The sequence below is a fragment of the Streptomyces sp. NPDC002787 genome (assembly GCF_053592095.1).
Window position 1 is genome coordinate 57,487 of record NZ_JBSFVC010000015.1, and the last position, 22,001, is coordinate 79,487.

Sequence of the window (22,001 nt, forward strand, 5' to 3'; positions counted from 1 at the left end):
GGGAGTTAACCGGGGCTCACGGAGCGGCCCGCGACCTTCACACCGTCGACCGCGGGCCGGCCATGTCGCAGGTCAGGCGTTCTCCGGCAGCTCGTAGGTGCCGTACTCGGGACGCCCGGCCAGTTCGTACGTCTGGATCGAGACGCCGGTGCTCGTGATGCTGCCTCCGGCGTGGCGGAACGCGGTCGGCAGGGCCCCCTCGGCGAAGAGGCGGCGGCCGGAGCCGAGGACGACCGGGAACGTCAGCAGGTGCAGGGTGTCGACCAGGTCGAGGGCGAGCAGCGACTGGGCGAGGGCCCCGCTGCCGTGGACCTGCACCTCGCCGTCGGTGCGCTCCTTGAGGGCGGTGACCTCCTTGGCGAGGTCTCCGGAGAGCACGGTCGTGCCGCTCCACTCCGGGTTCGTGACGGTGTTCGAAACGACGTACTTGGGCAGGGAGTTGAGCTTCCCCGCGACCGGGTCGGCCGGATCGGTGACCTTCGGCCAGTGGGCGGCGAAGATCTCGTAGGTCCTGCGGCCCAGCAGGAAGGCGCCGACGCGGCCGAAGACTCCGTCGATGAACCTGCCGAAGTCCTCGTCGCCGTACGGGACGCTCCAGCCGCCGTGCTCGAAGCCGTCGCGGCGGTCCTCGTTGGGGCCACCGGGGGCCTGGTGGACGCCGTCGAGGGTGACGAAGGAGGTGAGGGAGAGCTTGCCCATGGCGGGTGCCTGCTTTCGTGGTCCGTGGTGGGGCTGTGGTCACGGGATGGTGTCCCGTGCCCCGGGGTGGGCTTGTTGTCATCAGGGCAGACCCCGGTGGTGCCCGCAACTCATCGGTGGGCCGGGAATTCGGTGGGCGGCGGGGCACGGGGCCGCGGCACCTCGATGTCCGTTCGCCGTCGGCGGACGGGTGCGGCGGGCGCTGGGCCGGGGGCATGACTGCTTCGAAGGGGAATCTGAACGGCAAGGTCGCCCTCGTGACCGGCGGCAGCCGGGGCATCTGGGCCGCGACGGCGGTGCGGCTGGCCCGCGAGGGCGCGGACGTGGCCGTCACCTATGTGCGCGGCAAGGAGGCGGCCGAGGAGGTCGTACGGGCCGTGGAGGCGCTCGGGCGGCGGGGAGTGGCCCTGCGGGCGGACTCTGGGGACGCCGAGGAGGCGGCGGGCGCGGTGGGGCTGGCGGCGCGGGGGCTGGGCGGGCTGGACGTACTGGTGAACAACGTCGGCGTCGGGGCGCTGGGGCCGCTGGGCCGCTGGGCCGCTGGGCCGCTGGGCCGCTGGGCCGCTGGAGAGCCTGCCGCTCGCCGAGGTGGACCGGGCGCTCGCCGTGAATGTGCGGGGCGTGTTCCTGGCGTCCCAGGCCGCCGCGCCGCTCATGGGGCGCGGCGGTCGGATCATCACCGTCGGCACGTGCATGACGCAGCGGGTGCCCGGTCCGGCGGGACGCTCTACGCCATGAGCAAGTCGGCGTTGGTGGGGTTGACGAGGGCGCTGGCCCGGGAGCTCGGGGGGCGCGGGATCACGGCGAATGTCGTGCATCCGGGGCCCACGGACAGGGATATGAATCCGGCGGGTGGGCCGTACGCGGCCGGGCAGGCGGAGTGGACCGCGCTGGGGCGGTTCGGGACGGCTGCGGAGGTGGCGTCGATGGTGGTGTATCCGGCGGGGGCGGAGTACGTGACCGGGGCGGAGTTCTCTGTGGACGGGGGGCACGCGGCGTGAGGGGCTCGCCCGCCGCCCCTACCCGTCCCGTCCACCAGGGGCGCTGCCCATCGCCACGGAGCCGCTTCCGGGGAAAGAGGCGGGCCCCTCGCTCAGCCGGCCAGTTCTCGGTGGCGGGCCGACAAGCGGGTCTCGCCCTCTTCCGTCAGGGAGCCGAAGAGGCGGAGGCGGGAGATGCCGCCGTCGGGGTAGATGTCCACGCGCGCGTGGGTGCCGACGGCCGGGGCCGGGAGGAGGAAGCGGTGGTTGGTGTCGGGCTGGAGGCGGGTGCGGGGGAGGATCTCCGTCCACTCGCCGTCCTCGCCGTCCTTCACCGAGACCGTGGCCCAGCCCGCCGCGTTGCCCTTCAGATACGCCGTGTCGATCTCCAGGGCGCGGATCTCCGCCTGGGCGGCGAGGCGGTAGCGGATCCAGTCGTTGCCCTGGTCGCGGCGGCGGCGGGTCTCCCAGCACTCGTGCATGACGCGGGCGCGGCCGGGCTGGATGGTGTTGGTGGCGGGTGAGTAGAAGAGGTTGGAGGCGTCCTCGGCCCGGCCGCCGTTCTCCAGGGCGACGACGTCGAAGGTGCCGAGGGCGGCCAGCCACGCCGGGTCCGGTATGACCTCGCCGTACACACGGAGGCGGGCGATGCCGCCGTCGGGGTGCTGGTTCAGGCGGAGGTGGGTGAAGCGCTGCTCGACCGAGACCGCGAAGCCGTTCGCCGCGTGGCCGCCGACCGGGGTGCGCGGGACGAGCGTCGTCCACTCCACGTCGGCGGCGAGCAGGTCCTCCGGCGACGGGGATCCGGCCACGCACGCGCCCTCGACGGACACCGCCTGCGGGTAGTTGCCACGGAAGTGGGCGGTGTCGACGACGATCCCCCGGATCACGCCGGGTGCGCCGAGGCGGATCAGCGCCCAGTCGTGGTCCTCGGCCGTCGGCCAGGGGTGGTCGGCCGAGGCGCCCCGGCGACGGCGCGTCTCCCAGCCGTCCATGATCTTGCCCTTGTGCCCGAAGTGCTCCGGGTCGAACTCGGCGCGCTCGGGCACCAGCAGGTTCTCGCGGTGGGCGAAGAACTCGTCGTTGGCGGCGATCACACCGGCGCCGAGCCTGCGGTCGGCGAGGTCGGCGTACCGCGTGAAGGGGAAGTCCGCGGTGCGGTAGTCCGCGTACGGGTCGCCGCCGCCGTACGGGTTCGCGTCGCCGGTGAAGCTCGCGGGCGGGGAGTGGTGCTGCGCCGTCACGATGATCAGGTCTGCCTTTCGGTTGTCGGCCGCTGCGGGTGCGGGTGGGGTCCCCTTGATCGAGCGAAGCCGAGAGCTTGGGGAGGGTCAGTGGGTGCGGGTGAGGAGTCGTCCCTTCGGGTCGGTGAACTCGCCGTCCACGACGATGCGTTGGCCGCGCAGCCAAGTGGACTTGACCACGCCGTACAGAGTCTTGCCGGCGTACGCGGTGACGCGGTTGCGATGCTGGAGTGCGGCCGGGTCGACGGTGAAGGTCTCGTCGGGGGCGAGGACGGCGAAGTCGGCGTCGCGGCCCACCTCGATGGCGCCCTTGCGGTCGTCGAGGCCGACCAGTTCGGCTGTGCGCGACGACATCCAGCGGATCACGTCCTCCAGCGAGTGACCGCGCCCGCGGGCCTCCGTCCAGACCGCCGCGAGGCTCAACTGCAGGCCGGAGATGCCGCCCCAGGCGGTGGCGAAGTCGTCGGTCTTCAGGTCGGCCGTCGACGGGGAGTGGTCGGTGACCACACAGTCGATCGTGCCGTCGGCGAGCGCCTGCCAGAGGAGGTCCTGGTTGGCCGACTCCCGGATGGGCGGGCAGCACTTGAACTCGCTGGCCCCGTCCGGGACTTCCTCGGCGGTGAGGGTGAGGTAGTGCGGGCAGGTCTCCACGGTGATCCGTACGCCGTCCCGCTTGGCCTCGGCGATCAGGGGGAGTGCGTCACTGGAGGAGAGATGGAGGACGTGGACACGGGCGTCGAGCCGCCTGGCCTGTGCGATGAGGGCCGCGATGGCAGTGTCCTCGGCGTCACGGGGGCGGGAGGCGAGGAAGTCGGCGTACTTGGGGCCGCCCTGCTGCGGGGCGGCGTCGAGGTGGTGCGGGTCCTCGGCATGGACGATGAGCAGTCCGCCGAAGCCGGCGATCTCAGCCAGGGAGCGGGCGAGTCCGTCCTGGTCGAGGTGCGGGAACTCGTCCACGCCCGACGGCGAGAGAAACGCCTTGAAGCCGAAGACACCGGCGTCGTGCAGCGGCCGCAGGTCCTTGACGTTGTCGGGCAGGGCGCCGCCCCAGAAGCCGACGTCGATGTGGGCCTTGTCCGCGGCGACCTCCCGCTTGGTACGGAGATGGTCGACGGTGGTGGTCGGCGGGAGGGAGTTCAGGGGCATGTCGACGAGGGTGGTGATGCCGCCGGCCGCCGCGGCGCGCGTGGCCGTCCAAAAGCCCTCCCAGTGGGTGCGGCCCGGGTCGTTCACATGCACATGGGTGTCGACGAGGCCGGGCAGCAGGACGTGGTCGCCGAGGTCCTCCAGGCGCGCGCCGGAGGGTACGTCGGCGTCGTGCGGGAGTACGGCCGTGATCCTGCCGTCCGCGACGGCGACCGCGGCCGGGCACGACCCCTCGGGGGTGATGACGCGCGTCGAGCGCAACACCAGTTCAGCCTCGGACACCGGGACCCCTCTCGCCGTACCGCTTTTCACTTCCACGTGACGGTATTTACTTCCACGTAACGGAATTCAACGTTCTGTTGAACGAGTGTTCACTCCCGGTCCCGCGCCCGTCAAGGGCGCACCCCTCCACTCTGCCTCCCCCGCGCCCGCTCTGGATGTTTTCACAAGCCGGAATTAGAATTCCACCGAGCAGAACGTAGTGACGCACAAGCGAGCAGTCAACGAACTGCCCGGTAGGCTGCGTCTTCGCCTGCCACCCCGAAAGGACCGCACCGTGCCGACGTCCAGCGCGAGCACCACCGACTCCACCAAGTCGTCATCCGGTGGCGTCCAGTCCCTCGAGCGTGCTTTCGACCTGCTGGAGCGGATGGCGGACGCCGGCGGCGAGGTCGGCCTGAGCGAGCTGTCCGCGAGCAGCGGGCTGCCGCTGCCGACCATCCACCGGCTGATGCGGACGCTGGTCGTCTGCGGTTACGTACGTCAGCAGCCCAACCGCCGGTACGCCCTCGGCCCGCGCCTGATCCGCCTCGGCGAGTCGGCGTCCCGGCTGCTCGGCACGTGGGCGCGGCCGTACCTCGCGCGGCTCGTCGAGGAGACCGGGGAGACGGCGAACATGGCGCTCCTCGACGGCGACGAGATCGTGTACGTCGCGCAGGTGCCGTCCAAGCACTCCATGCGGATGTTCACCGAGGTGGGGCGCCGCGTACTCCCCCATTCCACCGGCGTGGGCAAGGCCCTGCTCGCCGGCTTCCCGGCCGACGAGGTGCGCGCCCTGCTGGCCCGTACGGGCATGCCGGCCGCCACGGAGAAGACGATCACCACACCGGACGGCTTCCTGACCGCCCTGCAGGACGTGCGCCGCCTCGGCTACGCGATCGACGACAACGAACAGGAGATCGGCGTCCGCTGCCTCGCCGTCTCCGTCCCCGACTCCCCCACCGCCGCGGCCATCTCGATCTCCGGCCCTGCGGGCCGCGTCACCGAAACGGCGACGGAGCGGATCGTGCCGGTGCTGCAGCAGGTGGCGGCGGAGCTGTCCCAGGCCTTGGCGAGTTCGGGGACGACCGGCTGAGCACGGGGCGCAGCCCCTGGTGGGGGCACCTCCCGCTCGAGCGAAGCCGAGAGTGGGGGAGGGACGGGTAGGGCGGCGGGGGCGAAGAGGACCGGTCAGCGGCGAGGCGGCTCTCCGAACAGCTCCACCGCCGTACGCACCTCCGCCAGCCCCCTCGCCAACGCACTCACCGACCCGATCGACCCGGCGATCAGCAACAGCGACCGACGCAACCGCGGAACCTCGGGCATCCCCGTGACCGCCATCGCCGCGAGCGCCGCCAACTCGTCCTCGGCGATCCCCCGGTCGGGAAACTCGGCCGGATGCGCGGCGAGTTCACGACGCAGCCGGGACACGGCCGAGCGCAAGGCCGCCACTCTCGAGTCCTCGTCACCGCCGGTCACTGGCCTCTGCCCCAAGCTCCGCAACACAGCCCTCTCCCCCCCTCACACACTCCCTTGTGCGCGAGTCACGGCCGTACGCCCGCGCACGACCGGCCTCCCCGTGGCATCGGTCGGGCGCCGGGGGTGGCGCGGGCCAGTAAACGCCAATCAGCGTGGCGAGCGCCACTACGGGGACTGAAATTCAGTCCCCGGGCATCACAAAGCCGGTCCACGGTCCGTGAGGCTTCACGGGGCGCCCACGCCGGGTCGGGTATGCAAGGGGGATGACGCACCACGAGGCCCGGAACGCGGCCCCCGGCACGGCCCATCACACGAGCGAGGTCGCCGGGCTGCTGCTGGCCGCCGGCGGCGGACGGCGCCTGGGCGGGCGCCCCAAGGCCCTGCTCACCCACCGAGGCCGCCCCCTGGTCGAATACGCGGTCGCGGCGCTGAGGGCGGGCGGCTGCACCCGAGTCCACGTGGTCCTGGGGGCCGAGGCCGCGACCGTACGCGCCAGGGCCGAGCTGCCCGGCTGCGTACTGGTGGACAACCCCGAGTGGGCACAGGGCATGGGCTCGTCGCTGCGGGCGGGTCTGGAGTCGCTGACGGGGACGGGCGTCGACGCCGTCCTGGTCTCGCTCGTCGACCAGCCGGGCATCGGCCCGGAGGCGGTGGCCCGCGTCCTGGCCGCACACCGGCCCGACCCGAGAGGCGCGCTGGTCGCCGCCGCCTACGACGGCCGACGGGGCCACCCCGTCCTCTTCGGCGCCGACCACTGGCCCGATATCGCCGCGACTGCCCACGGCGACCAAGGGGCACGCGCTTACCTGAAGGCACACGAGGAAGCGATCACCCTCGTCGAGTGCGGGGACGTGGCACTGCCGTACGACATCGACACGGAGGCCGACCTGATCCACCTGGAGTGAGTGACTCACGGGCGGTTCGGCCCGGTCGGGCCACGGTACGTGAGCGGCTTGACACTGAGCGTCACTCTCCTCGAACCGAAGAATCTCGACATCAACAAAACATTGAACTTCCACCATGAGGAAACTAGTATCCACTGTTCAGAAGCGCCCCCTCGCTCCGAGGGCGCTCACCGCCTCACCCGGGTCGACTGACGCCCGGTGCCATGCCCGCTGAAGGAAGTGACAGCTCATGTCCGCACCAGCGCCGTCCCCGCTGGCCATCGTCGACGCCGAGCCCCTGCCCCGCCAGGACGAGGTCCTCACCGACGCCGCCCTCGCCTTCGTGGCCGAGCTGCACCGGCGGTTCACGCCCCGGCGTGAGGAGCTGCTGGCCCGCCGCGCGGAGCGCCGTGCCGAGATCGCCCGCACCTCCACGCTCGACTTCCTGCCGGAGACCGCCGCGATCCGCGCCGACGACTCCTGGAAGGTGGCCCCCTCCCCCGCCGCCCTGGACGACCGCCGCGTCGAGATCACCGGTCCCACCGACCGCAAGATGACGATCAACGCGCTCAACTCCGGTGCGAAGGTCTGGCTCGCGGACTTCGAGGACGCCTCCGCGCCCACCTGGGAGAACGTGGTCATCGGCCAGGTGAACATGGCCGACGCCTACACCCGGAACATCGACTTCACCGACGAGCGCACCGGCAAGTCGTACGCGCTGCGCCCGAACGAGGAGCTGGCGACGGTCGTCATGCGCCCGCGCGGCTGGCATCTCGACGAGCGCCACCTCGTCGACGCCGACGGCAAGCCCGTCCCCGGCGCGCTCGTCGACTTCGGCCTGTACTTCTTCCACAACGCCCAGCGGCTGCTCGACCTCGGCAAGGGCCCGTACTTCTACCTCCCGAAGACGGAGTCCCACCTGGAGGCCCGCCTCTGGAACGACGTGTTCGTCTTCGCGCAGGACTACGTCGGCATCCCGCAGGGCACCGTCCGCGCCACCGTCCTCATCGAGACGATCACGGCCGCGTACGAGATGGAGGAGATCCTCTACGAACTCCGCGACCACGCCTCCGGGTTGAACGCCGGCCGCTGGGACTACCTCTTCTCCATCGTGAAGAACTTCCGCGACGGCGGCGCCAAGTTCGTCCTCCCGGACCGCAACGCGGTGACGATGACGGCCCCGTTCATGCGCGCGTACACCGAACTGCTCGTCCGCACCTGCCACAAGCGCGGCGCGCACGCGATCGGCGGCATGGCCGCGTTCATCCCCTCGCGGCGCGACGAGGAGGTCAACAAGGTCGCGTTCGAGAAGGTCAAGGCCGACAAGGACCGTGAGGCGAACGACGGCTTCGACGGTTCCTGGGTCGCCCACCCCGACCTGGTCCCGATCGCCATGGCCTCCTTCGACGCCGTCCTCGGCGACAAGCCCAACCAGAAGGACCGCCTCCGCGAAGACGTCGACGTCAAGGCCGCCGACCTGATCGCCGTCGACTCCCTCGACGCCAAGCCGACGTACGCCGGTCTCGTCAACGCCGTCCAGGTCGGCATCCGCTATATCGAGGCCTGGCTGCGCGGCCTCGGCGCCGTCGCCATCTTCAACCTCATGGAGGACGCCGCCACCGCCGAGATCTCCCGCTCCCAGATCTGGCAGTGGATCAACGCGGGCGTCGAGTTCGAGCACGCCGGAAGCACCGTGAAGGCCACACCCGAGCTGGCCCGCAAGGTCGCCGCCGAGGAACTCGCCGCCATCCGCGCCGAGATCGGCGAGGAGACCTTCGCGGCCGGCCACTGGCAGCAGGCCCACGACCTGCTCCTCCAGGTCTCCCTCGACGAGGACTACGCCGACTTCCTGACCCTGCCGGCGTACGAGCAGCTCAAGGGCTGACCTACTCCGGCGCGGCCTTGTCCGAGTGGCCCAGGGACTTTCCCGGGGCCACTCGGTCGCGTACGGCCTGCTTGACGGCGGTGGGCTCGGGGAAGCCCTGGTCGCGGCGGTCCCAGACCACCTCGTCGCCCACGCGTACGACGAAGACGCCACCCTTGCCGGGCTTGAGGGACAGCTCGGTCAGCTCGGTCTCGAAGGTGGTCAGGAGCTCCTGGGCCAGCCAGGCGGCGCGGGGCAGCCAACGGCACTGGGTGCAGTACTCGATCTCGACGCGCCGTGTGTCCGTCGGTGCGTTCTTTGGTGCGTCCGTCATCCCAGGTGTACCGACCAATCCTGTTCCGCCGCCGGTTTGCCGTGCAGGTCGGGCACCCGCTTGAGCCAGTCCGGGCGGCCTTGCTGTGTCCTCGCCGTGCGGAGGGCCTCCTCGGCGGCGAGTTCCTCCCGGGTGGGGAAGTCGGTGGGCAGCCATGCCTCGGAGGCCCGCACGCGCGCGTGGAGGTAGCCGACGTAGGCATCGCGGACGTCGTCGGGCGAGGCGAAGCCGTCCTCGACGGGCAGCCAGGCGTCCGGGACCTCGGCGACGATCCGCCGCAGCAGCTCCTCCGTCACCTTCGGAGCGAGCTCGGCGTCCGCCGCGCGCACGTCGGGGGCGTACTGCCCGAGGGCGTGGTGGCGGAAGTCGTACGCCTTCGTGGGGTCCGAGGCGTCCCAGCGGTGGTGGAAGACGAGTGCGGCGCCGTGGTCGATCAGCCAGAGGTGCGGGGGTGTCGTGCCGAACGTGGGCCAGATCATGAGGTTCGAACTGTGCACGGTGCGGTCGACGTTGACGGTGAGTGCGTCGAGCCAGACGATGCGGCCGGCTTCGAGCGGGTCGACGCGGAACTCCTTCGCGACCTCCGGCGTGAAGTCCTTGGCGCCCGGCAGATAGTCCATGCCGAGGTTGAGCCCGGCGCTCGCGCTGTGCAGCTCCCGCACCTCCTGGTGGGGCTCGTGCTCGGCGATCACCGGGTCGAAGCGCGCGAGGACCAGCTCGGGGAACCGCAGACCCAGCGCCCGCGCCAGCTCGCCCACGATCACCTCGGCGACCAGCGCCTTGCGTCCCTGCGCCGAGGCCGTGAACTTCACGACGTACGTACCCAGGTCGTCGGCCTCGACGATGCCCGGGACGGAGCCGCCGGACCGCAGGGGCTCGATATAGCGGGTGGCACTGACCTCTCTCAGCATCTTCAAAGGCCCCACAGCTCGATTGCCTTACATTTCACGACAAGCCCCAACGCGGCGCAATCCGGGAAAACCTCCCCGCTCAGCCCTGGGGAGAATCTGGGGAGTTTCGGCTGGCATGCTCGCCTCCCGTTCTCCCCAGCAGTCCGTCAATGGCGGCGCGCCCCTCACTTCCGGCCTCCGGCATGAAGTGAGCATAGTAACGACTCAATGTGTCTGCCGTCGGCGAATCAGCACCGCCCCTCGGATCACCGGGGAGTCGTCTGTTTTGAACCGCCCGACACCCGCCAGGGACTCGTCCGCGACGCCCAATATCGACAGAACAGAGCAGGCGCCTTCCAAGCGCTTGGCCTGGGGTTCGAGTTCCACTGGCACTTGTGAATCAGCCCTTGGCCTGAACAAATACACGTCTGGGCTCTGCTGACACGAAACGCACCCGGGTTGGCGGGGCGTCACTGCTTTCGCGAAAACAGCGCCGCTCTACGCTTCCTGCTGGTCATGCCGCCAGGGGGTGGTGACAGGATCTAAGGATGCTGATCAAGGGATATGACGACGGCCCGTTGATGGCGGGCGAGCCGCTGCTGGCCCGCCCGGGCTTCTGGTCGAACTACCTCCTGCAGATGTGCAGCGACGGGTGGTGTTCCGAGCGGCCGGTTCCAGAGTGGTTCGGTGATGACGGCGCCGACACCGATGCCTTGTCCGAGGTCCTCTTCGATCCCGGGCACTGGCCGGCGTTCCGAGTGCCGGCCGAAGACGGTCCCGGAGTTGTGGTGATTTATCGCAACCTGGTCGGCGACTACGGCATCGACTACCTCCTCACTCATCCAGACAGGAGTTACGCCCAGCAGATCGCCAGCTGGGAAGGGGAGTTCTCAGGGATTGGGCTGAGATGGCACGAGCTGGTCCGCCTGGCTGACAATCCGTCCCCTGCGGCCACAGGTGTTCAGGACACAGCCGCCCGCCTCCTGCTGGCTCTCCCCCTTCTCACCGACTGGGACGACCTGCCAGAGGCAGCCCCGGCAAGGCTCACCGCCGCCCTGACTGCGGCCGGTGGGCCGCAGGACACGGCCTCCACCGCGGCGGAGCACCTGCTTGCCCACCTCACGAGAAGATCCCGACACGATCCCACGTGGGAGTCTCCTCTGAGCGGCAGCTAGAAGTCAGGCCGAGCGTCAGGTCAGCCCCTGGAACGATCTTGGTATGGCTGGTGTGATTACGGCGTCGGAGTCTTCCTGGATCGCGCCGTTCACCAGACTGAGCCCGCGCCGGTTCGGCAAGCTCGTGACTTTGCTGCGGCGTGAGGGTGCGGACGCGGTCTGTAAGGGTCATCCATGGAGCCTCCCGCTGATCAATGTCGGCGCCGCCCGCATCGGTTCCACCAGCCAGGGCAACGGCGGCCTTCAGAACGTAGCCTTCGAGAACCCAGACGGCAGCCGTGCAGCCTTCGTTCTCAACACCGCGACCAGTGCGCAGCGGTTCTCCCTCATTGACAGCGGCAAGTCCCTCGCTTACACCCTGCCCGCAGGCGCCGTCGCCACTTTCGTGTGGAACGGCGCTGGCGGCGGCGATCCCACCGGCAGCATCGACCCGGCCGCGTGGTGCCACGTCGCCAACGCCAACAGCGGCGCCTGCCTGGACGCGGCCGACTGGGGCACCGGCAACGGCACCGCACCGCCAACGGCGCTCGCCTGTCTGCTGGAAGATCTCGTCCTTCGGATCTGGCTGCCCGCACAGAAAGCGCAGGACGCGGTGGGTAATCGGCAGGAGCACCGGCCAGCTCGTCGCCGCGTCGCCAGAGCTGGTTTCCCAGCCCGACGGACCTGCCGGATCTCCTGGTCTGCCACATCCGGGTGCTGGTCCCGAAGAGTAGTCGTGCCAGGGCTGATGCCCACACAGCGAGGGCCCGGCAGATATCTCTGCGCGGGCCCTCGCTGTGTGGGCGACATACAGACGGTTTCCGCAGGCGTGTGTGCTCAGGCAGGCCGCGTGGTGAGGATCGCGGCGGCGCCGGCGGGCAGTCGATAGCTGTACGTCGTGCCGCCCCACGGGACGTCGAACGTGGCAGCTTTGCTACCGGAGTTGTACGCCACCTGCAGCCGGGTGCCGTCGGTCAGGGTCGCGTTCTTGCGCTGGAGGCCAGTGCTTGTGCCCGTGCCCTCTGGGGACTTGCCGTCGGAGGCAAGGACGGAGACGTCGTGGACGGACCACCAGCTGCCGGAGCTGGCCTTGTTGATCACTCGGATGTAGCGGGCGGTGGTGGTGGGCAGCTGGATCCGGGTCACGGTGCTGCCGGGGCCGGTGGCGACGGGCACCGTCCTTGGCGAGTGCGTCGCCGACACCTTCGCCGACCCTGGCCGGCCCGGCCTCGGCGAACTCGCACTGCGCGCCCTGCCCGGTGGTGGCCCGGCCAACACCGCCGTGGCCCTTGCCCGGCTCGGCACCCCCACCCGCTTCCTCGGACGGTTCTCCAACGATGTCTTCGGTGCCCTCTTCCGAGACCGCCTCAGCGCCTCCGGCGTCGACCTGACCAGCAGCGTGAGCGCCCCCGAGCCCAGCACTCTCGCCGTCGCCAACCTCGACGAGACCGGCCAGGCCACCTACACCTTCTACGCCGACAGCGCCGCCGACTGGCAATGGACCGCCGCCGAACTCGCCGCCGACCAGCAGGACGACGCGGTCTGCCTGCACACCGGATCCCTGGCCCTGGTGCGCCAGCCCGGCGCCGGCCACATCGAAGACCACCTCGCCAGTGCCCGCGAGCACGTCACCGTATCCGTCGACCCCAACGTCCGCCCCCAGCTCGTAGCGCCCACGGCCTACCGGGAAGGGCTTCCTCGCTGGTGCGCCCTCGCCGACATCCTCCGCCTCAGCGAGGACGACCTCGCGCGGCTCTTCCCCGGTGCCGGCCTCGAAGAGGCTTGCGACACCTGACACAACGCCGGCGTACGCCTCGTCGTCATCACCCTCGGCGGACGCGGCGCACTCGCCTCCCGGGACGGCCACCGCGTCACCGTCCCGGCCCCGGCCATCGACATCGTCGACACCGTCGGCGCCGGAGACTCCTTCACCGCCGGCCTGCTGCACCGCCTCGCCGCCGTCGGGCACCTCGGCGGACGACTCGACCGACTGAGCCTCGAAGACGTCACCGAAGCGTGCTCGTTCGCCGCCCACGTCGCCGCCCTGACATGCTCCGTCCCCGGCGCGAACCCGCCCAGGGCAGAACACCTGGCAACTGCGTTCCTCTCCGGGGAAGGCCGCTTCACCAAGTCGGCGTCCACTCCCACCCTCGTGACCCAGCCATCACCGAACCGCGCACACGCAAGAGCAGTGCCGTAGCCGCCGCCGTGGTGACCAACATGGAGAGCCGTCGGCTTCCAGGACGATTGCTTGCCCGGCGTGACGGTCGGTGACGAACGCTTGCGCGCGAAGCTCAGCGACTGAAGGCTCCGACCGAGGCCACCGGGCTGACTCGCCAGCAGCTCACGGAGGCCGAGCTGACGGCAACGGCGAAGATCGCCGCCCGCACGGACACCCAGTTCGCCCGCACAATGGCAGCTCATCGCGCCCTTCGGCGAAGACCCGGCCGCGCGCCAGTCGGCGATACGCGCATCGGTGCTCAAGTGGGTGGAAAACGGGTGTCCTGTCGGCGTTTGGGAGACCGCTCCTACAAGACCACCTGTCAGGCACTGCAGAACCGGGGCCTGGTCCTGGTTTCCCGGAAGGGTGGGCAGTGGAGCGTCGCCCTGACAAGCGCCGGCCGGCACTACCTGGCGCACGGCACATACCCAACCAAGCGTGACAGCCGGGGAGGAGTCCCAGCAGCGAACGCTCCGCTTCCACCGGCGGGAACGGACGGGAGATCGGTGTCAGAGGGCGCGGTCGGCTCGTAGAGCCTGGATCTCGGCGGGGCCGTAGCCGAGTTCGGCGAGGATGGGTTCGGTGTGTTCGCCCGCGGCCGGGACGGCGCCCATGCGGGGTGTCACGCCCGCCAGGTCCGCCGGCGGGATCAGGGCCGGGACCTCGACACCGCCAGGGATCGGCACGTCGCGCCAGCGACCGCGGGCGGCGAGCACGGGGTGGGCCAGGAAGTCCTCGACGTCGTTGACCCCGGCGTTGGCGATGCCCGCCCCGTCCAGCACCTTCATCACCTCGGCGCTGTCCGACTGGGCGCACCGCCCGGCCACGATGGCGTTGAGTTCCTCGCGGTGGGCCACGCGGGCCGAGCCGGTGGCAAAACGCGGGTCGTCGATCAGACCAGGCGCTCGGAGGAACCGCTCGCACAGGGCCACCCATTCCCGTTCGTTCTGGATGGAGAACAGGACCTCCTTGCCGTCGGCGCAGGGGTAGGCGCCGTAGGGGGCGATGGTGGCATGCTGGGTGCCGATGCGCGGGGGCTGGCTGCCGCCGAAGCGGGTGTAGTAGGCGGGCTGGCCCATCCACTCCGCCAGCGCCTCGAACAGCGAGACCTCCACCGGCCGGGCGATGCCCGTGGTGGCACGGGCGAACAGGGCGGTCAGGATGCCCGAGTAGGCGTACATGCCGGCGGCGATGTCCGCCACCGAGACGCCGACCCGGGCCGGCTCCTCGGGACTGCCGGTGAGGGAGACCAGGCCGGTCTGGCACTGCACCAGCAGGTCGTACGCCTTGCGGTGGGCCCACGGACCGGTGGAACCGTAACCGGAGATCGAGCAGGGGATCAACGACGGGAAGCGCTCACGCAACGCCTCCGCGCCCAGGCCCATCCTCGCGGCCGCCCCGGGAGCCAGATTCTGCACGAACACGTCCGCCCGGGCCAGGAGTCGCTCCAGGACCTCCCGCCCGGACTCCGCCTTCAGATCGAGGGTCAGGGACTCCTTGGACCGGTTGAGCCAGACGAAATAGCTCGACTCACCATGCACCGTGGTGTCGTAACGGCGGGCGAAGTCACCGCCCCCCGGACGCTCCACCTTGATCACCCTGGCCCCGAGGTCGGCCAGCTGACGGGTGGCGAAGGGAGCGGCCACCGCCTGCTCGACGCTGACAACGGTGATGCCGGAGAGGGGCAGGGGCAGGGCTTCGGGGTGGTCAGGCATGCGATGGCCTCCGGGAGTGGGCGCGACTTGCTGAAGTACCACCATGGGCATTCATGACAGCCCGAGTGACATGGCGACGGCTGATGGTTCCATGGCCGGTGCGGATGGTGGTCCACGCCCGGTGCGGACGGTGGCTCATGCCTGGCGCGGACGGCGTGGCATGAGCGGCATGCCGCCTTGCGACCGACCGTCGAACGCGACCCTCTCAACGATGCCCTGCGGCGCAGCAGCAGGGGATCCCCCTAAGCGACCGTGAGTACGATCTTGCCCTGGATGTGTCCCGGGCAGCGCGTTCGTGCGTGGCCCGGGCATCCGCGAGCGCGAACGCGCTGTCGATCACGACGCGGACCGTGGCTTGGCTCGGCTCATCCGTCGTCATCCCTCCGCGTCTCGAAGGTGCCGACGTGCACCATCGTGGCCGTATCGACCCAGGACCGGAGTTCCTCTGCGATCTCGCGCGCCAAGGTCTCGGCAACCGGCCTCGCGCAGGTTCCGGCCGAACTCGTCCAGCACCCGCACCAGACGGCGCAGCGGGTGGCGCCGCAGCTGCTGTGCCCCGCCTCCAGCAGCAGAGGCAGCCCGCCGCACAGGTCGACGAGGCGGCGGGCCGTCTCCGGGTCCTCGTCCAACCGGGCGTCGCGCGCCCGTTCGCTCAGCAGCCGCAGCGCCTCCTCGCCGGAGAGGGGCGCCAGTCGTACGTCGAGGGCGTCCGTGCGCGGCAGGTCGTACAGCGGTGCGTGGCTCGCCAGGACGGCCACGCCCTCTTCGAGTCGCGCAGCAGGGCCACCGCCTCCGCCCCGGACCGCACATTGTCGATGACCACGACGAGACGGCGGTCACGGGTCAACTCCAGATAGTGTTCGGCTCGTTCGGCTGCCGTCGCCGGAAGCCACCGGCCCCGCAGTCCGAAACCCTGGAGCAGATGGGCGAGAGCGTCCGAGACATCCACGCCGCCGTCCCGCCTGTGCTCCTCCAGATCGACGTAGAGAACGCCCACTTCCCCGTACCGCTCGGCCAGTTGCTCGCGCAGCCGCCGGGCGATGCGGCGCCCCAGCGTGGTCTTGCCGACCCCGGCCAGCCCGCGCAGTGTCGCCACGAAGGGCCGTTCCGCGTCCTCCCAGGCGCTCACCGACCGCAGGAGCAGCAGCTGCTCCCGCTCGCGGCCCACGAAGTTCGCGCCTTCCGGCTGGAGTTGCAGCGGAGTCCTGAGGGACGGCCCCGGTTCCGGCTGGCTCATGTACAACCGCCCGATGTACTTGGCCTGCACGAGGCTCTCGATGCGTGCCCCGCCACCCACGGTGTTGTAGGTGTGCCCGCCACCGTCGTGGTCGTCCCCGCCGTCGTGGTCGTCCGCGTCGTCGCGCCGCGTTCCGTCGTCATCAGCCGCGCCACAACTCTACGCAGGAGATCAGCGGGTTCAACTGGGCGTCAGCCGGAGGGGATTGGGCAAGGACAGATAGCGCGCGTCCGCGCCGTCCGCCGCCGTCCAGCGCAGCAGAAGGTTCGTCTTGCCCGGCAGCATGGGCGAGTCGAGCAGGCCGGCGACCTCGGGTACGTCGGCGTGGCGCGCCAGCTCCCGGCGCACGGCGGGCCAGAGGCCGATCCCCGGGTGGTGTTCGGCCACGGCTGCCGCGATCTCCAGGAGGTTGTTGACGAACAGGCAGTAGACCAGTCGCTCCCAACCCGCCTCGCGGGTCACGTCCGGCAGGAGCTTCACGCCCTCCGCGTCGCGGTACACGGCCTGTACGGGCGTGCCCGCGCCGTCGCAGACGATGACGGTGTTCTGCAGGTGGGCCTCAAGGACGACACCGTGGCCGTGGAAGGCGCCGAGAGCCGGAGGCACCACCGCACGCAGATACGCCTCCCACCAGGCCTCGGGGTCGGCGGTGCGGGCCAGTGGGTTGCCCGGGAAGGCTTCGGGGCCCTCGGTGAGGGCGGCGGCGAGGACGGGTGTCGTACCGGGGGGCAGATGGCCGCCCAGGCCGTCCCGCACCAGTACCGCCAGCTGCTCGAAGGCGAAGTCCGCGGTGCGGTAGCCGCGGTCGCCCAGCCAGGCGCCCGGCAGCTCGGCGAAAGCCTCCGCGACCGCCCGGTCCGTCCGGCGCAGCTTGAGCAGGTCGTGCCGCCACAGCCGGCGTACGTCGTTGGTGATGCGCACGTCCAGGCTGAACTTGAGGAAGAGGTCCGCGTCGGCGTACCGGGCATCCGGGGCTGCCCGGCCGAGGGTCCGCCCCGGCACGTACACCGTCCGGATCGCCGCCGTGGGCCACACCTCCCCGGCCGTACTGCCCAGCCGTACGAGACGACCGTCGGCGAAGGCGCCGGCCAACTCGTCCGTCACCAGGTCGAGTTGCCACGGGTGGGCGGGGAGGAGCCGGTAGCCGGGCGGGGCCGTGCCGAGGGTGTCGAGGGCGGTGGTGTCGCCCTCCTCCACCACCGTGTCCTCGCGGACGCCGAGGAGTGTCAGCGGGAAGTGGGCGTACGCCTCGGGCGCGTACGGCAGCCAGCGCGAGACCGGGCCACCGCCGCGGGCCTTGGGGGCGGGGTGATAGGGGTGCCCGGTGATCAGGGACTGTTCGGACCGCCGGTACGGGTCCTCGGGCGCAGGTGTCTCGGCGCGCGCGGCGAGGAGGGCGGCCACGGCCTCGCGGCTGTCGAGCATCTCGGCGGGCAGTTCGGAGTTGGACAGACCCGTGAAGGCGCGGAGTTCCTCGGCAGCGAGTTTGACGAGCTCGGTGTGGGTGAGCCGGTGCCAGGTGTCGGCCGTACGGACCTCGGGGTCGGTGGGGCGGCGGGTGCCGCGTACACGCAGCAGGCGACCACTGGCCTTGAGCCGGTGCACTCCGGACGCGCCCTCGACGGGCTCCGCCACCTCCCGCAGCAGACAGTTGAGCAGCGGCGCGGCGGCGTGGGCATCGGCGGCGCGGGACGGGTCGGCGTCGCCGGGGGGCGGGTTGGCGTCGCCGGGGGGCGGGTTGGCGTCGCCGGGGGGCGGGTTGGCGTCCACTGGGTCCATTCGTTCCATACGGTGCACTCGTGATCAGTATGTCTGCCCGTCACGCTTCGTCGCGAAGCGGTCGTGCGCGCCTCGGCGCGAAGCGGCCATGTGGCGTGCCGCCGCGATCCCGACATGCGTCGCGGAGGAGGCGAGCGGGCAGTGGTGGTACGCCGATGCCGATGCCGGCCCCTACCGCGCCCGACGCGGCCCCGCACCGACCGACAACCGACGGTCACCGGCCACCGAACCGGACCGGACCGACACAGTCCGAGCCCCGCCCACCCCGCCCCGCCCCCGCCCCGTCCGACGCAGTCCCGCACCCTAGGAGCCCGTCCGTGGACCGTCACCCGATGTCCGACGCCGAGGCGGCGCTCGGCGCCGAGTTGGGCGCCGTACGCCCCGATCTGACGCTGCCGTACACGAGCGCGCTGCCCGGCGCCCGGGCGGCCGTACTGTCCCGGCTGTGGCGTGGCCTCGTCCATGAGCCGCTGCCCTGGGTGGTGCGCCGGGACGCGGCCGGAGGCGACGGGATCACGCTCCACCTCGCCGACGGCCGCCGGCTGCACGGCCCGGCCGTGGACCCGTACGGCACCGCCGCGCTCGTCGAGGAGGTGTGGTTCGACGAGCGGCCGTACGACCGTCCGGCACGACTCATGACCGAGCTGGCCGTACCCCACAGTGCCGCCTTCGCCGCCGAACTCGACAACAGTGTCGCCTCGTTGGCACTGTCCCGAGCCGATCAGCCGGAGTCCGTGGCCGCGTTGCGGGGTGTGCCCGCGAGGGCGAGCTGGGAATGGGAGCAGCTGATCGTCGACGGGCATCCCTTCCACCCCAACTGCCGCTCCCGACCCGGCTTTTCGGCGGCCGACCAACTGGCCTACGGGCCGGAGCACCGGCAGGTGGTACGGCTGGGCCTGGCGCCGGTGGAGGACGCGCTGGTCGTCGGGGAGTGGCCGGAGCGGTTCCGGGACGACGGGCGGGTGCTGGTGCCGGTGCATCCCTGGCAGGCGGCCCATGTGCTCAAGTGCGCCCCGGGGGAGGTCATCGATGCCCGTCCGCTGATGTCCCTGCGCACCCTGGCCCTCGCGGACGGCGGGCCGCACGTCAAGACCGCGTTGAGCGCCCGGCTGACGTCCTCCGTGCGGGACATCTCGGTCTACTCGATCGAGACGTCGGCGATCGTCTCGGACTTCATGGCGGAGGTCGCCTCCCGCACGGACGGGCTGCTGCACGTGACCCGTACGCTCGGCGCGGTCACCGCCGGTTCGCCGGACCTGGCGGCGGTGCTGCGGGAGTCGCCGGAGACGTACGCGGACACGGCGACCGGCGAGCGGGTCGTGCCGGTGGCGGCGCTCGCGGAGACCGAGCTGCCCCGGTCGCCCTCGTGGCTGGCGGACTTCAGCCGGCTCGGGCTCACGGTCTGCCTCCGGCTGCTCGACCTGGGCGTGGCCCTGGAGGCGCACGGTCAGAACCTCCTGGTGGTCCTGTCCCCGTCGGGTGCCCCTCGCCGCCTCGTCTACCGCGACCTCGCGGACATCCGGGTCAGCCCGGCGCGCCTCGCCCGGCACGGCGTCCCCGCCCCGGCGATGAGCGGCCGGATCATCACGGACGACGAGACCACGCTGCGCCGCAAGCTGTTCGGCGCCCTGATCACGGGCACGCTCGGGGCCACGGCCGGTTCGACGCCCGTACTGCGCGAGGCGCTCTCCACCGCCGTACGGGATCTGCCGCGTACCCCCGATCTGGGCACCCTACTGGAGGGGCCCGTACCGACGAAGGCGTTGACGCTGATGCGACTTTCGCCGGAGCGCCCCGGCGACATCTGGGCGGAGCTACCGAGTCCGCTGCGGTGAGCGGCGACGTCGATGGGGCGGGGCCGCTGTCTGCCGGGCCACCGGGCCGGGGGCCGCTGTCCGCCAGGACCGAGGCCGTTGTCCACCTGGTGAACAGCCGGTCTCGTTTTGAAGCGTGGCCCCTTGGATCAATAGGATCCGCCGATGATCACAAGACAACGGCTGGCAGCAGGGGTGTTCGCCCTGCTCGCCGCCCTGACGGCCGGGATCGCGGTCCCGTCCACGGCCGTCGCCGACGAGACCACGGCCACCGCGCCCAAGGTCAACCTCCTGCTGGACGTCAGCGGTTCGATGCGGGCGAAGGACATCGACGGCCAGTCCCGCATGGCCGCGGCGAAGCAGGCGTTCAACGAGGTGCTGGACGCCACGCCGGAGGAGGTCCAGCTCGGCATCCGCACCCTGGGCGCCGACTACCCGGGCGACGACCGGAAGACGGGCTGCAAGGACACCGCGCAGCTCTATCCGGTGGGACCGCTGGACCGCACCGAGGCGAAGACCGCGGTGGCGACGCTCACGCCGACCGGCTGGACCCCGATCGGTCCCGCGCTGCTGAAGGCGGCCGACGACCTGGAGGGCGGCGAGGGCACCAAGCGGATCGTGCTCATCAGCGACGGCGAGGACACCTGCGCCCCGCTCGACCCGTGCGAGGTGGCCCGTGAGATCGCGGCGAAGGGCATCGGCCTGACCATCGACACGCTCGGCCTGGTCCCGAACGCCAAGATGCGGCTGCAGCTGAGCTGTATCGCCGAGGCGACCGGCGGCACGTACACCTCGATCGAGCACCGCGACGAACTCACCGACCGGGTCAACCAGTTGGTCGACCGCGCCGCCGACCCCGTGGTCGTGCCGAAGGCCGTCGAGGGCGCCGAGGCGTGCGCGGAGGCGCCCACGCTGACGTCGGGTCTGTACACCGACCGCGAGGAGTTCGGCCAGCAGCGCTGGTACCGCGTCGATGTGAGGCCGGGTCAGGAACTGCGTGCCTCGGTGAGCGTCGCGGCGGACCGCGATGTCAACCCGGACTACGGCGTGCTGCTGCGCGCGGTGACGACCAAGAACCGCGAGATCGTACGCGGCGAGGCCGCCGGCAACGGCCGTACCGACGTCATCTCGACCGGTCTGCGCCATCCGGAGGCGGAGGCCGAGGACGAGGACGACTCAGCGGGCGAGGACGTCGCCGAGACCGTGTGTCTCCAGGTGACGCACTCCTACTCGCCGGCGAGCGGCGTGAAGACGACGCCCGGTCTGCCACTGGAGATCACCGTCGATGTCGTGGACGGTCCCGACCAGGCGAGTGACGTGGCCTCCTTCGGCCTCGGCCGCGGCTGGTGGCTGCTCGGTGTGCTGGTGCTCGTCGGATTCCTGGCGGGTGTGCTGTGGGGCTGGCTGTCGCGCTGGCGGGTCGCGGTCTGGAGGACCAACTGATGCGGATCACACGTGTGTTGGGCGCGGCCTTGCTCATGCTGGGCCTGGCCGTGTCGCCGGCCGTGGCCGACGCGACCCCCTCGGCGAGCGCCGCTGAGGACGGTGACGCGCCCACGGAGGCGGGCACCTCCTTCCGTACGGCCACGGAGTTCGAGCAGGGGCAGACGGCGACGGCCGGCGCCTCGACCGGCGACTACCTGTACTGGTCGTTCCCGGCCGACGCCGGGCAGCGGCCCACCGTACGGGCGAGCGTCAAGCTGCCTGAGGGTGCCCAGTCCTCCTCCACCTGGCAGGTCGACGTGTACGACGGACTGCGGCGCCGTCAGGCCTGTCAGTACGGCGCGCAGACCCGGACCGCCGGGGCGGAGGCCACCTCGGTCGAGCTGTCCTGCACCCTGCGCACGGTGCGCGCCTGGTCGGAGCAGTGGGCCGACGACCCGCTGCCGGGCACGTACTACGTCCGCCTGACCACGACCCGGCTGGCCACGGCCGATCTGGGTCTGCCCGTCAGCACCGAGGTCAAGGTCGACTCCAAGGACATCGGCGGCTCCGCGGCCGTCGACGGCTCGTTGGCGCAGCCGTTGGTCCCGGGCATCGCCGTCACCTCCCAGCAGGACGACGAGGAGTCCTCGACCGAGGCCGTCCTCTCCTCCCTCGAACCCGACGACGGCTGGGCCTCCGGCTGGTGGAGCGACCGCTGGGTATGGACGGCGCTGGGAGCGGTGCTGGCCGCGCTGGCGGGCATCGGGGGGTACTCCCTGACCCGCGGCTCGGGCCGCCCGGCGAGGGTGCCACCACCTGGCGCCTGACTTCTCGTCAACGGCCCGCCGAGCCAGCCGGCTCGGCGGGCCTTGCGCTGG

General features: G+C 71.2%; 18 protein-coding genes and 5 pseudogenes. 11 read left to right on the top strand and 12 right to left on the bottom strand.

The window, feature by feature from the left end; translation table 11 throughout:
- Nucleotides 1-72 precede the first annotated feature (72 nt).
- Nucleotides 73-699: a dihydrofolate reductase family protein gene (locus ACWD26_RS21820; RefSeq protein ID WP_451272453.1), complete on the bottom strand. Its 627-nt coding sequence runs from the start codon at nt 697-699 to the stop codon at nt 73-75.
- A 215-nt stretch (nt 700-914) separates the two neighbouring features.
- Between ACWD26_RS21820 and ACWD26_RS21825 the strand changes: the two are divergent.
- Nucleotides 915-1,700 (top strand): annotated as a pseudogene (locus ACWD26_RS21825) (SDR family oxidoreductase).
- Between the two features lie 92 nt (nt 1,701-1,792).
- On the opposite strand, the gene alc reads toward ACWD26_RS21825, so the two are convergent.
- The gene (alc, locus tag ACWD26_RS21830; RefSeq protein WP_451272455.1) at nt 1,793-2,923 is read right to left on the bottom strand and encodes an allantoicase; all 1,131 of its coding nucleotides are present in this window, start codon (nt 2,921-2,923) and stop codon (nt 1,793-1,795) included.
- Nucleotides 2,924-3,010: 87 nt separating this feature from the next.
- Complete coding sequence (gene allB, locus ACWD26_RS21835) at nt 3,011-4,351, bottom strand: allantoinase AllB (RefSeq protein ID WP_451272457.1); 1,341 nt, start codon at nt 4,349-4,351, stop codon at nt 3,011-3,013.
- Between the two features lie 274 nt (nt 4,352-4,625).
- Here allB and ACWD26_RS21840 point away from each other — a divergent pair, with 274 nt between their 5' ends.
- The gene (locus ACWD26_RS21840) at nt 4,626-5,423 is read left to right on the top strand and encodes an IclR family transcriptional regulator (protein WP_451272459.1); all 798 of its coding nucleotides are present in this window, start codon (nt 4,626-4,628) and stop codon (nt 5,421-5,423) included.
- A gap of 95 nt (nt 5,424-5,518) precedes the next feature.
- On the opposite strand, the gene ACWD26_RS21845 is transcribed toward ACWD26_RS21840, so the two are convergent.
- Nucleotides 5,519-5,833 (bottom strand): DUF5955 family protein, encoded by a 315-nt coding sequence (locus ACWD26_RS21845; RefSeq protein WP_451272461.1) that lies wholly within the window; start codon nt 5,831-5,833, stop codon nt 5,519-5,521.
- 236 nt (nt 5,834-6,069) lie between these two features.
- Between ACWD26_RS21845 and ACWD26_RS21850 the strand changes: the two genes are divergently transcribed.
- Together ACWD26_RS21850 and aceB are read left to right on the top strand one after the other, a co-directional pair.
- A complete protein-coding gene (locus ACWD26_RS21850) occupies nt 6,070-6,711 on the top strand; it encodes a nucleotidyltransferase family protein (protein WP_451272463.1) in 642 nt (213 codons plus the stop codon).
- A 229-nt stretch (nt 6,712-6,940) separates the two neighbouring features.
- Nucleotides 6,941-8,575 carry a malate synthase A gene (gene aceB, locus ACWD26_RS21855; protein WP_451272465.1) on the top strand — a complete coding sequence of 545 codons (1,635 nt, stop codon included), beginning with the start codon at nt 6,941-6,943 and terminating at the stop codon, nt 8,573-8,575.
- Between the two features lies 1 nt (nt 8,576).
- Here aceB and ACWD26_RS21860 read toward each other — a convergent pair whose 3' ends face one another.
- Nucleotides 8,577-8,888, bottom strand: a complete 312-nt coding sequence (locus tag ACWD26_RS21860; protein WP_451272467.1) for a SelT/SelW/SelH family protein — start codon at nt 8,886-8,888, stop codon at nt 8,577-8,579.
- A complete protein-coding gene (locus tag ACWD26_RS21865; RefSeq protein WP_451272469.1) occupies nt 8,885-9,799 on the bottom strand; it encodes a HipA family kinase in 915 nt (304 codons plus the stop codon). The genes ACWD26_RS21860 and ACWD26_RS21865 overlap by 4 nt, the downstream gene beginning before the upstream one ends.
- A gap of 527 nt (nt 9,800-10,326) precedes the next feature.
- Between ACWD26_RS21865 and ACWD26_RS21870 the strand changes: the two genes are divergently transcribed.
- The 3 genes and pseudogenes from ACWD26_RS21870 to ACWD26_RS21880 form a co-directional block, all read left to right on the top strand.
- Entirely contained in the window at nt 10,327-10,953 is a 627-nt protein-coding gene (locus ACWD26_RS21870) for a hypothetical protein (protein ID WP_451272471.1), read from the top strand.
- 43 nt (nt 10,954-10,996) lie between these two features.
- Nucleotides 10,997-11,143: pseudogene (locus ACWD26_RS21875) on the top strand (IS5/IS1182 family transposase); the annotation flags it as partial.
- Nucleotides 11,144-11,467: pseudogene (locus ACWD26_RS21880) on the top strand (glycoside hydrolase family 30 beta sandwich domain-containing protein); the annotation flags it as partial.
- Nucleotides 11,468-11,769: 302 nt separating this feature from the next.
- On the opposite strand, the gene ACWD26_RS21885 reads toward ACWD26_RS21880, so the two are convergent.
- Nucleotides 11,770-12,108 (bottom strand): hypothetical protein, encoded by a 339-nt coding sequence (locus ACWD26_RS21885; protein WP_451272779.1) that lies wholly within the window; start codon nt 12,106-12,108, stop codon nt 11,770-11,772.
- On the opposite strand from ACWD26_RS21885, the pseudogene ACWD26_RS21890 reads away from it, so the two are divergent.
- Nucleotides 12,080-13,132 (top strand): annotated as a pseudogene (locus ACWD26_RS21890) (carbohydrate kinase family protein). The gene ACWD26_RS21885 and the pseudogene ACWD26_RS21890 overlap by 29 nt on opposite strands.
- Before the next feature lie 530 nt (nt 13,133-13,662).
- Here the strand turns inward: ACWD26_RS21890 and ACWD26_RS21895 are convergent.
- The 5 genes and pseudogenes from ACWD26_RS21895 to ACWD26_RS21915 all read right to left on the bottom strand — a co-directional run bounded on the left by ACWD26_RS21895 (nt 13,663) and on the right by ACWD26_RS21915 (nt 17,884).
- Nucleotides 13,663-14,868, bottom strand: a complete 1,206-nt coding sequence (locus ACWD26_RS21895; protein WP_451272473.1) for a CaiB/BaiF CoA transferase family protein — start codon at nt 14,866-14,868, stop codon at nt 13,663-13,665.
- A 242-nt stretch (nt 14,869-15,110) separates the two neighbouring features.
- Nucleotides 15,111-15,220, bottom strand: a pseudogene (locus ACWD26_RS21900) (zinc-binding dehydrogenase); the annotation flags it as partial.
- A 13-nt stretch (nt 15,221-15,233) separates the two neighbouring features.
- Nucleotides 15,234-15,626, bottom strand: coding sequence for a hypothetical protein (locus tag ACWD26_RS21905; protein WP_451272475.1), 393 nt, complete (start codon nt 15,624-15,626; stop codon nt 15,234-15,236).
- A complete protein-coding gene (locus ACWD26_RS21910) occupies nt 15,521-16,165 on the bottom strand; it encodes an AAA family ATPase (protein ID WP_451272477.1) in 645 nt (214 codons plus the stop codon). Before ACWD26_RS21910 ends, ACWD26_RS21905 begins: the two co-directional genes overlap by 106 nt.
- 120 nt (nt 16,166-16,285) lie before the next feature.
- Entirely contained in the window at nt 16,286-17,884 is a 1,599-nt protein-coding gene (locus ACWD26_RS21915) for an IucA/IucC family protein (protein ID WP_451272479.1), read from the bottom strand.
- A 317-nt stretch (nt 17,885-18,201) separates the two neighbouring features.
- Between ACWD26_RS21915 and ACWD26_RS21920 the strand changes: the two genes are divergently transcribed.
- The 3 genes from ACWD26_RS21920 to ACWD26_RS21930 all read left to right on the top strand — a co-directional run bounded on the left by ACWD26_RS21920 (nt 18,202) and on the right by ACWD26_RS21930 (nt 21,950).
- Nucleotides 18,202-19,719: an IucA/IucC family protein gene (locus ACWD26_RS21920; RefSeq protein ID WP_451272481.1), complete on the top strand. Its 1,518-nt coding sequence runs from the start codon at nt 18,202-18,204 to the stop codon at nt 19,717-19,719.
- A 144-nt stretch (nt 19,720-19,863) separates the two neighbouring features.
- Nucleotides 19,864-21,141, top strand: coding sequence for a VWA domain-containing protein (locus ACWD26_RS21925; protein WP_451272483.1), 1,278 nt, complete (start codon nt 19,864-19,866; stop codon nt 21,139-21,141).
- Nucleotides 21,141-21,950: a hypothetical protein gene (locus ACWD26_RS21930; RefSeq protein WP_451272485.1), complete on the top strand. Its 810-nt coding sequence runs from the start codon at nt 21,141-21,143 to the stop codon at nt 21,948-21,950. The genes ACWD26_RS21925 and ACWD26_RS21930 overlap by 1 nt, the downstream gene beginning before the upstream one ends.
- Nucleotides 21,951-22,001: the final 51 nt, after the last annotated feature.